Below are 9,038 nucleotides of genomic sequence, written 5' to 3' on the forward strand. Positions count from 1 at the left end.
TCCTGCAATTCCAAAGCCGACCTCCGCCCTAATCAGCATGCCAGATCAACGGTTTGCGGATAGTTCACGGCCGACGATGTGGCCGTATGCACCAGAAATCCGGATCGCGCGATCCATGAAGCGGGTGTGCTCCAACGGCACCTCTATATAGAGCTTCTTGCAGACCCTTGCCGCTTCCGTCAGAAACATGCGCTCGTGCTCGACATGCTCCACGACATGGATCGCGAGCCCCGCGCGGGAAAGCGCCCGCAAATCATCATGGGCATAGTTCGCGTATCGCGCGCCGCCGGCGCAGACTGCCCTCTATTCCTTCAGACTTCGCGCTACCAGCCGCGCCACGCTCGGTCCGACCAGCAGCACGACGAGGAAGCGGGCCGATTGCAGCGCCATGACGAAGGCGACATGCTGTGCGGCGGCGGCGATGATGGCGAGTCCATGCCGCCGGGGCTGGTCGCCAGATAGTCGGTCAGCGGATCGAGCACATGGCTGATCATGAAGCCGAGGCCGCCGCAGAAGGCGATGAGGATGATGATCGAGCGACGATCTGCAGCAGCGCACGCTACGCTTTTACTCTGATCCGCCGCAGCTCGGTTATCCCAAGGTCTGCGCCGCTTCGCTTCGCTCCTTGCTTCGCCTTGGGGTGACGACCTACGGCAATCCGCCGACGCGCTTGCCAACGCGCCTGCTTGTCCCGGCGATTGTCAGTCCCAACGCCATGCCGGCGCAGTCGGCAACCCAGTCGAATCCATCCAGGTCGCGCCCGATGAGTTGCGCGCCCTGAAGCACCTCGATCGCCGCGCCGGTAAAGGCGAGGAGAACAATCAGCCTTGTCCTGTGTTCCGGCCAGCCGAGGCTTCCCAGGGCCGCCAGCACGGCGAAGGCGATGGCGTGCTGCAGCTTGTCGTCGTAAAGCGTGACGGCCGTGCCGAGATCCGGCAAGAACCGCGCCGGCAGAAGCGTGAGCAGGAGAACGCCGGCCAACGTGACCGGAAAAACGATCCTTGCCAGCATCGAAAAAGAATCTAGGCGCAACAAGGTAGGGTCAGTCCTTCATCTGAAATGCCGGGATGGGCGAGGTGGATTTGCCAATGATCGCATCAGCGCTTGGGAATTTCAAATCCAGAACCACAAGTCTGTGTTTTAAGAAAGGCCGCCGTCGCTCTTGTCGCCCTGGAAACGACCCCATGCCTGCGAGGTTTCCCATAGAAAAGCCCACTAACATGAAGAAGCCATTAAAGATGCCGGTGGGCTGACGGCAACGCAACAGCCCAGGTGACGAGAAGAACCTGGCCAGGTCGCCGGTGCCGACATCAGTTTTGCGTCACCGAGACGCCGGCCAGCCGGGCGAGCGCAACCCTGTCGTCGGGCGTCAGATCAGCAAGGCGGTCGTCGCCCGAAGCCGGCCCATTCGGGTTTTTCGCCGACAGATCAGTGCCTTCAGCGCCTGTGGTTTCACCGCCACCAGCCTGCGCGGCCGGCGCAGCACCCAGCATTTCGGCGGCGCGCCTCGGGTCCTTGGCGAGCATCGCCTGGGCGAGCGCCTTTGCCGTGCTGCTGCGCCAACCGGTTTCGGCCAGCTGCCGGGCGACCGGGTTGCCCATCTTGGCGATGAAGTCGAACCCGCCCTGCCTGATCGCCTCGAACGTCGCGGTGTCGTCCGGGTCGCTCTGCGCGATGGCATTGAGCTCCGTAGCTTGCGCCTTGGACCATTCGGCCCGCTCATAGTCCTGGCGGCGCGCATATTGCTGTGCGGCCATGCGCGCCGACCCGGCCAATCTCATCGCCTCTTTTTGCCTGATGAAGCTGGCGCGTTCACTTTCCGGCATTTTTGGCACGGTGCCGTCGAAGATCTTGTCGAACAGGCCGGGCTTGACGACACCGTTGCGTGCCTGGCCATACATGGCGTCGTGCAGGCCGCGGCCGTCGGCCGGCGCATTCTGGATCGCTTCTTTCTCGGCCTGGGCGATCTGTCCGTTCAGCTCGCGGCCGATGACCTCGGCGTCGAACGCGTCCTGCTGCTGCTTCTGCTGCCGGAAACGCTCGGCGACGGCCGCGAGCTCGTCGCCAAAGCCCTGCATCGCGGCGCCGACCGGCGAGCTGTCGGGATAGGAAACCACGCTGCCGCTGTCGAGCCGGCGCTGGGCGAGCTGGAGGGGGATGGTCGCCATCAGTAAAGCCCTCCGCCCGGCGCCGGCGGAAGTAATCTCCAGCCCGGTCGTATCCGTCTCGAACAGCGACAGAATGACCTTGGCGACTTTCTTGCGCCGCCCAACGATCGAGCCATCCCTGCCGCCGACATCGAGTTCCAGCGTGTCGGCGCCCGCCTCATACGGCAGGCCCACCTGCCATTTGGCGGCCGTCGCACCACCAGGCAAGGAAACCGCCCCAGTAGCCACGACAAGGCCTTGTAGACCATGCCATCCGCTGGGGCATCGACCGTCTCGCCGTTGAGATGATCGAGCCCTGTGACCGTTCCTGTAGCCACACCGCTGTAGGTCAGACCGCTATCGACCTCAAATGCGTCGGCAATCTTGCCATATTCGAACGGCGCCGACTTGATTTCGATAGTACGCCTGGTTGCCCCGCCGATGGTGCGCTTGACGATCAGCCACAGATCGTCATTGCCGTCCTGCCCAGGCGTGACCACGGCGCTCTCGACCATTCCCCATGCTGAATCTGAGAACGCGGAACCGGAGAAATACCCGGCGATGCGATGCCGGTGCATGCCGCGGACTTCCTGCGAAGGCTGGTGCGTGTATCCCCCCAACTCGCCATTATCGAGCGGGAACCACAGCAGCGGGTGTCGGGATCGGTCTGGAATGCCAGTTCGACGACACCCTGCTTCGGGATATGCTCGGAAACCTGCCCGACATCCTCCGAGGTGAATTTGCCGGTCGCGCTCTGGGTCAGTTCTGCAATCGATCTGCGCGACCTGGTGACGAACAGGAACGATTGCCCGGCGTCGACAGGGCGCAGCGGCGCGCAGCCAACGGTGCGGGAGCGGCGGTTCTTGAACGATGACGGCGTCAGCGCTTCGTCGATGCCCGAGCCCGACAGCGCCCGGATGCCGCCAAGGGTGCCAATGATCAGCGCCCCGTCGGATTCCGCAATCCAGGTGATATCGTTGGCCTGGCCGCCGCCGGCCTGGACGAATTCAAGCGCGTCGTCGTCCTTTTCGCCGGTGGCGAAATTCTCGAAATCGCCGGTTGCCGATGCATAGACGGAAAATTTTCGGCTGAAGGCCAGGCGCTCCTCGTACAGCGAACCGCTCTGGACATATTTGCCGGGAACGAAGGTGCCGAGGCGCCAGCGGGCGATCGGGCTGAGATTGGGCAGCGCATGCCCATACAGCCTGACCTTGACCACAGTCGCGCTGCTGCGGCTGGCGATGCGCGCCCAGCGCCAGACGTCATCCGAGCCGAGCAAGCGAATGGTCCGGCCGACATCGCTGGTCTGGAAGCCGGTGCCGTCATTGATGCTGACGATCGAGGATGCCGTGAGATCGAATGGCGTCTGTGTATCGCCATCCTCGTGCCAGCCCATCTCGGCTATGTCCATGTTGTCGTCGCCTTCGGATCCGTTGAGCACTATCCGATAGGACTGATAGGCGGTCTCGTTCTGGAACTCATAAAACCGCACCTCGCCGCGCGACCAGCCGGTTTCCGCCGTCCGGCTGTCAAGCGAGATCCAGTTGGTGCCATCGAAGCCCTGGAAATCCCACACCGGTGCTCTGGAGCCGCCGTTCGCCCTAGTCTGTATCCAGTAACCGTCGCACACCTTTGTCAGGGTGCCTGCAAAATCATAGGACACGTCGCCGGTGGTCGTACCGAACGTTATGACTGTCTTGTTGTCACGGTCGAACGCGAGATATGCGGTGCCGGCGCTGGATGCAGCGGTGCCGGTTGGCAGCGTATTGCTGGTCATCGCCGGATGAACGGCGCCTGTCTCGGCCGGCGTCAGCGTGGTCGCGCTTGTGTTGACGTCGTCATAGGGGCCGTCGAGAAAGACGAACTCGGCCAGCGTCCATGCGGTGTGCGCCGTGCGGGTGAGAACCTGCGGCAGGTGGTTTTTGTGGGTGATCCACATCTGGTCGGCGGACTGGACGAATTGCAGGTCGAACAGGTCAGCCTCCAGGTATGGCGTCACCACTTCAACCACCCCGACGCGGGCGCCATAGGCATGGACGCGGATGTAGAGATCGCCGAATTCGAGCGCATAGGCCTGGTCCGCCGAGAAGATGAACGGGATCAGCCGCGTCGCTTTGGAAGAATCCCTCACCTCGGCGCAGAAATAGGTGCCGCCGCGCTTCCGGATGCCACCATGGGGAAGCGTCAAAAAGTTTTCGCAGCGGGAGAGCGCGGCCCTGTATAGGTCGAGCGAGGCGCGAGCGTGCAATCGCGGTGAGATTTCGCCACGGACGAAGGTGTCCTGGATGGGATAGAGCATCGTCATCAGGCGCGCCGGAACCGGTTGTCGCCGCGCTGGACCGCCCAGGACGACGTTGAAACCTGCCGCCACGCTGGATGGCGTTGGCGTGGAACGCCGCGTCCAGCGCCGCGCTATAGGCACCGCGGGCGATGTCGATCATGCCCGCCTTGTGGGTCAGCGGATGCGCGATCTTGACGGCAAGCGCTGCAACCAGCACTTCGGTGAACGTCGCGTCCCAGTCGTTCGGATCGGTGAGGTTGGCGATATAGCGGATGATCAGCGGGCTCGATTGGTCGGAATAGATCAAGCCGGCTTCCTGGCGCCACGCGATCGGCACGCCATCCGGCTCGCCATTGTGGGTCAGCGGCAAAGGCCGCAGGCAGTCCACGGGCAATTCATAGGCAAAGTTCAGCGTGCCCGCGCCACTGCCGGTATCGGACCCGGCGACGGCGGCCGCCAGGATTGCGAACACCCAGGCATGTTTCATCAGCTCCGCCTCGCGGGTCAGGTCGAAATGCAGGTTGAGCAGGCGGGCCGGTTTGACATCCTGATCAAGGCTGTCGACCGGCGCCTCGTCGAGGACGCCAAGCGCCATGTTGGCAATGTCGAGCGGGGTGACGGCCATGGTTTTAGGCCTCCGTCTGTTTGGATCGGGAAAAGCAGGCATGGTGGGGTGGATTGTGGGGAAGGTCGCGTCCATCGCGCCCCCCTCTGCCCTGCCGGGCATCTCCCCCACGAGGGCGGAGATTGGATGTCGCGTTGGCTTTCGCCAATCGCCAACGTTGAAGAAAGGGCGTTGTCGGTGAAGCTGCCGATCTCCCCCCAAGTGGGGAAGATGCCAGATTTTGGCAAAGAGAGGGCAGGACAGAGGGGGCGCGACGGAACGCGACCGCAGAAAGCTGGCAGCGTGCGCCACCTGATAATATGCATTTCCCAACATCGCCGCGCAACGCGGCGATGACATCCTGCGGCGTCAGCCGAAGTGTGCGCTCGCCGGCCGCCCGCGCGACTTGGCAAAGGCGCTTGCTGGCAATCTTTCGGCAGCTCTCGCCATCGCCAAACCCCGCTCAAGCGCATTCTCGAGGCTTGTCGTGTAGTAGGCGGTGTTTTCCAGGCCGCTGAAGAAGTTGATGCGGTGAAGCTCGCCCTTTTTGCTTATGACAATGCCGGCTTTTCGAAGCACATCCTGAACTGCCTTGTAGGTCATATTCATGGTTACCCTCCATTGCAAAGACAAGGCAGCATCGCCCGCTTGTGTAACCGTTTGGTGGCGGCGATTGATCAATGTGCAACAACAACAAGCAGCACAGCGCGTGAATTGGGATTAGCCACATCGGCCGACCTGGCGCCCAGAAGGGCGGGACTCTGACGACCCGCCCTCGCCTTGCTTCATCAGGCTTCGGTCGTCTTCAGCGCGATGAACGTCATGTGCTTGACGCTCGACGCGGTGCGGTCCCAATTCGCCGCCAGCGCCAGCGCCAGCTCGGCATCGGTGGCGAATTCGCTGGCCGTCGACGCGTCGAGGAAGCGGGTGCCGGGCACATGCGCGACGAAATGCCGGCGGGCGACCATTTCGGTGACGCCGCCGCCATGGCCCTGGCGCGGCTTGCGGTCGAACTCCAGCGGCCCGCCCTCGGTATTGACCGGCAGCTCGTTCCACAGGATTGCCTTGTCCTTGAACATGAACGCCGTGTAGACGCCCGCGGCGACCGGGATGTCGTCGTCGATGACGGCCCGCAGCCCCATATAATAGGGGATCAGCGGCCCGCCCTGCTCGGACGGCGGCACATAGTCGATGAGGTCGGCGAGTTTCAGCGCCTTCATCTGCTTGGAATGCATCCAGATCGTCTTGAACTTGTCGGCGCGGTCGCCCATCAGATAGGCGGCCTCGATGATGTCGGTGTCGACGATGGAGGCGCCGGTGATGCGGACGAGGTCGCCGGCATCATTGGCGAGGTTGTCGGCCACCCACCCCTTTCAGGATGCCGAGCAGCGTCAGCTTGTTGGCGCGCTGCCAGTAGTCGGTCTGGCGGCGCACGATCAGCTTCTTCGGGTCGTCGCCGGCCAGGATCGAGGTCAGGTCCGGAATGCCCCACGCCTGGGCGCGGACATTGCGGGCGGCGACCTCGCGGCGCGCGCCGATCTTCTTCATCTCGATCGAGTCGGCCGGATCGTCGTTGACCGGCTCGGACGGATCGTTGCCGAGATCCTTCCAGCCTGGCATATCGACGGAACGCCCGCCCATGGAGAGCTTCGAGGCGATGGCCGGGTCGGAAAACAGGATCCCGGCCTGGTAGATCTCGAGCGACTGGACGTGCTCCTCGAACGAGTATTGCGCATAGACGGACGGAACGATCGCGTCCGCGATGCGGGTATAGGCGTCTGCCATTTTTTTCTTTCCTTCAGTTTGATTGACGGCTGCGCCCCCTCAGGCCGGATGAGGGGGCATCCGGATGCGGTTGCCCTATTTCAAAGGGGGTTGTTCGGTACCCACAGATCGGGGTTTTCGCCGGCCTCGCGTGCCAGCCGCCGGGCGCGGACGGGGTCGCTTCTGACGAGGGCCGAGATATCGGTCAGGTTGCGTTCGCCGGCGGCGTTGCGCTTGAACGGATTGCCTCCGCTCAAGGGCGTGCCGCCGTCGATCGTGTCTTCCCTGAACATCGCCTCGCCGACGGCGTGGAATGCCTTGGCGATCTGCGGATCGGTCAAAGCGCCGTCAGGCAGGAGGATGCCCTTCGCCTTGTAGGCATCGACCAGGCCGAGCTTCTTCATCGCCCGGTTGGCGACCTCCAGTCGCTGGCGAAAGCCGTCGCTGTCGGTCGGTCCCGGACCAGGTCGTCGTGAGTGGCCTCGACCGAACGGGCAACGGCGATCTGCTGCGCCTTGGCCTGTTCGGCCATGTAGCCGACGAAGCGGTCGTGATGGCCTGCGCCACCTTGGGCGTGGCGCCGGCCTCGACCGCCCACGCCTTTGACGCGTTGGCGAGTTCGTCCGAATAGGCGAAGTTTTCGGGGAGCCCGTCGGGGCGCCTGTACTCGACCTTGTCGGGCGATGTCAGCGGGCGCATCGCCTCAGGCAGCCGGGCATGGAACCTGTCCCAGTCTTCCGCAGCTGCGTCCGCTGCCGGAATGCCCAGGCTTTCGCCCTGCTGCCGTTCCAGCTCGGCATAGGATGTGAGAACCCGGTCGAGGCTTTCAGGCTTGGTCCAGCCCTTGGTTTCAGCGAGCTTGCGGTTGCCTTCGGAAAGACCGTCAAACCAGCTCTTGCCGGCCGGCGGGGCGGACCCGTTGTCCCCGGCGGCCGGTGGCCCTGCAAGGTTGCCCGCCGGTGGCGACGCCACCACGGACCCGGCGTCTGCCAGATCTGTCATGAGAAGATTCCTCCTTGTTGTTTGCAAAGAAACGAGCACTGGCCAGTTCAGCCGGGCGTGTTATTTGGATTGTTGAGGGATCGGCTGGACCCGGCGGAATCGTTGCGGCCGCAGCCTGATTCTTTTCGACAGAACCTGGCCCTATCGTCTTGTTCGAGTACGCTCTTTCAGAACCGGAGGCACGCACCGTCAAGACGAAAGAAACCATGTCGCATTTCGTGACAAGCGGTTGCCGCGGTTCCGCCGCAATGCAACCGCACTGGCAAACACTTGGCAAAACCAGCCAGTGTATTAGTTCATAGGCTTCAACGGAGTATCAGACGATGACCATGTACAAAGCCATTGCCGCCCTGCTTGTGACTGCCGCGCTGGCAGGATGTGCACAGACCGAAGGCCAGCAAAGAGCCACCACGGGGGCCCTGGTCGGCGGCGCTGGCGGCGCTCTCGTCGGTCAGGCCCTGGGCCGCGACACCAAGAGCACGGTCATCGGCGCAGCCAGCGGCGCCCTGCTGGGGGCGGTCGTCGGCAGCGCAACGACGCCACAGCGGCGCGGCGAACAGCTTTGCCGCTATCAGGACCGCTACGGCCGCATCTACACCGCCCGCTGCGACGACCGCTACTACCGCGGCGATTATTGAGACGAAGCCCCGGCGCTGGTCTTCCCTTCTCCCCTTGTGGGAGAAGGTGGCCGCCCACGGGTCTTGCCTCCGGCAAGCCGAAGACAGGCTCCGCGGCCAGATGAGACACATCGCCCGGCACCGGGCGCCATCGTAGATGAAAGGTGCGCGGGCCGCTTTCTCTGGTATATCGGCTTTGAAATCGAGCCCTTGGCCCAAGCCGCTATCTCATTGAAATAAAGCAGAGCTTGAAGTTACTTTCATGGCAGGGGTGTTCCAGGGAACACCAACGCCCGCCCCTTTCTTGCGTTGGCAATTGGCGAAATCAGCGGCGACGGCCAATCTCCCCCCAAGTGGGGGAGATGTCCGGCAGGACAGAGGGGGGCGCCGTAGAGCGCCATCCTCAATTGTGACCGAGCTGCGACCGAGCATTGACCAATGCCTCACACGCCATTGCCTCCGCGAAATCGCGCAAATGCCAAGTCGATGCGCAAGGCCATGACCGACGCTGAATTGAAGCTTTGGAACGGGCTTCGCGCGCATCGCCTGATGGGGCTTGGCTTCCGCCGACAATTTCCGATCGCCGGTTACATTGTCGACTTCGCTTGCCCGGACAAGAAGCT

At 63.2% G+C, this 9,038-nt stretch carries 11 protein-coding genes and 1 pseudogene; 3 read left to right on the forward strand and 9 right to left on the reverse strand.

All coding sequences use genetic code 11. The annotated features are described in order from the left end of the window. Nucleotides 1-45: 45 nt before the first annotated feature. The 9 genes and pseudogenes from AC0L18_RS32000 to AC0L18_RS32040 all read right to left on the reverse strand — a co-directional run bounded on the left by AC0L18_RS32000 (nucleotide 46) and on the right by AC0L18_RS32040 (nucleotide 7,200). Entirely contained in the window at nucleotides 46-213 is a 168-nt protein-coding gene (locus tag AC0L18_RS32000; RefSeq protein ID WP_473495690.1) for a hypothetical protein, read from the reverse strand. Nucleotides 214-303: 90 nt separating this feature from the next. Then, nucleotides 304-536 (reverse strand): annotated as a pseudogene (locus AC0L18_RS32005) (AbrB family transcriptional regulator); the annotation flags it as partial. A gap of 112 nt (nucleotides 537-648) precedes the next feature. After that, nucleotides 649-1,011 carry a VanZ family protein gene (locus tag AC0L18_RS32010; RefSeq protein WP_473495691.1) on the reverse strand — a complete coding sequence of 121 codons (363 nt, stop codon included), beginning with the start codon at nucleotides 1,009-1,011 and terminating at the stop codon, nucleotides 649-651. Between the two features lie 299 nt (nucleotides 1,012-1,310). Further along, complete coding sequence (locus AC0L18_RS32015; protein ID WP_473495692.1) at nucleotides 1,311-2,375, reverse strand: hypothetical protein; 1,065 nt, start codon at nucleotides 2,373-2,375, stop codon at nucleotides 1,311-1,313. A 229-nt stretch (nucleotides 2,376-2,604) separates the two neighbouring features. Then, on the reverse strand, nucleotides 2,605-4,335 hold the full coding sequence (locus AC0L18_RS32020) for a phage tail protein (RefSeq protein ID WP_473495693.1): 1,731 nt from the start codon (nucleotides 4,333-4,335) through the stop codon (nucleotides 2,605-2,607). Nucleotides 4,336-5,401: 1,066 nt separating this feature from the next. Then, nucleotides 5,402-5,641: a hypothetical protein gene (locus AC0L18_RS32025; protein ID WP_473495694.1), complete on the reverse strand. Its 240-nt coding sequence runs from the start codon at nucleotides 5,639-5,641 to the stop codon at nucleotides 5,402-5,404. A gap of 179 nt (nucleotides 5,642-5,820) precedes the next feature. After that, the gene (locus AC0L18_RS32030) at nucleotides 5,821-6,396 is read right to left on the reverse strand and encodes a hypothetical protein (RefSeq protein ID WP_473495695.1); all 576 of its coding nucleotides are present in this window, start codon (nucleotides 6,394-6,396) and stop codon (nucleotides 5,821-5,823) included. Then, complete coding sequence (locus AC0L18_RS32035; RefSeq protein WP_473495696.1) at nucleotides 6,374-6,817, reverse strand: hypothetical protein; 444 nt, start codon at nucleotides 6,815-6,817, stop codon at nucleotides 6,374-6,376. Before AC0L18_RS32035 ends, AC0L18_RS32030 begins: the two co-directional genes overlap by 23 nt. 80 nt (nucleotides 6,818-6,897) lie before the next feature. Further along, nucleotides 6,898-7,200 (reverse strand): hypothetical protein, encoded by a 303-nt coding sequence (locus AC0L18_RS32040; protein WP_473495697.1) that lies wholly within the window; start codon nucleotides 7,198-7,200, stop codon nucleotides 6,898-6,900. Between the two features lie 68 nt (nucleotides 7,201-7,268). Here AC0L18_RS32040 and AC0L18_RS32045 point away from each other — a divergent pair, with 68 nt between their 5' ends. The 3 genes from AC0L18_RS32045 to AC0L18_RS32055 form a co-directional block, all read left to right on the forward strand. Then, nucleotides 7,269-7,427, forward strand: a complete 159-nt coding sequence (locus tag AC0L18_RS32045) for a hypothetical protein (protein WP_473495698.1) — start codon at nucleotides 7,269-7,271, stop codon at nucleotides 7,425-7,427. Between the two features lie 694 nt (nucleotides 7,428-8,121). After that, nucleotides 8,122-8,436: a YMGG-like glycine zipper-containing protein gene (locus tag AC0L18_RS32050; protein ID WP_027154393.1), complete on the forward strand. Its 315-nt coding sequence runs from the start codon at nucleotides 8,122-8,124 to the stop codon at nucleotides 8,434-8,436. Nucleotides 8,437-8,853: 417 nt separating this feature from the next. Then, nucleotides 8,854-9,038 (forward strand): endonuclease domain-containing protein (locus tag AC0L18_RS32055; protein ID WP_473495699.1); only part of this gene is annotated, 185 nt, incomplete at its 3' end.

The sequence above is a fragment of the Mesorhizobium sp. WSM4819 genome (assembly GCF_055811215.1).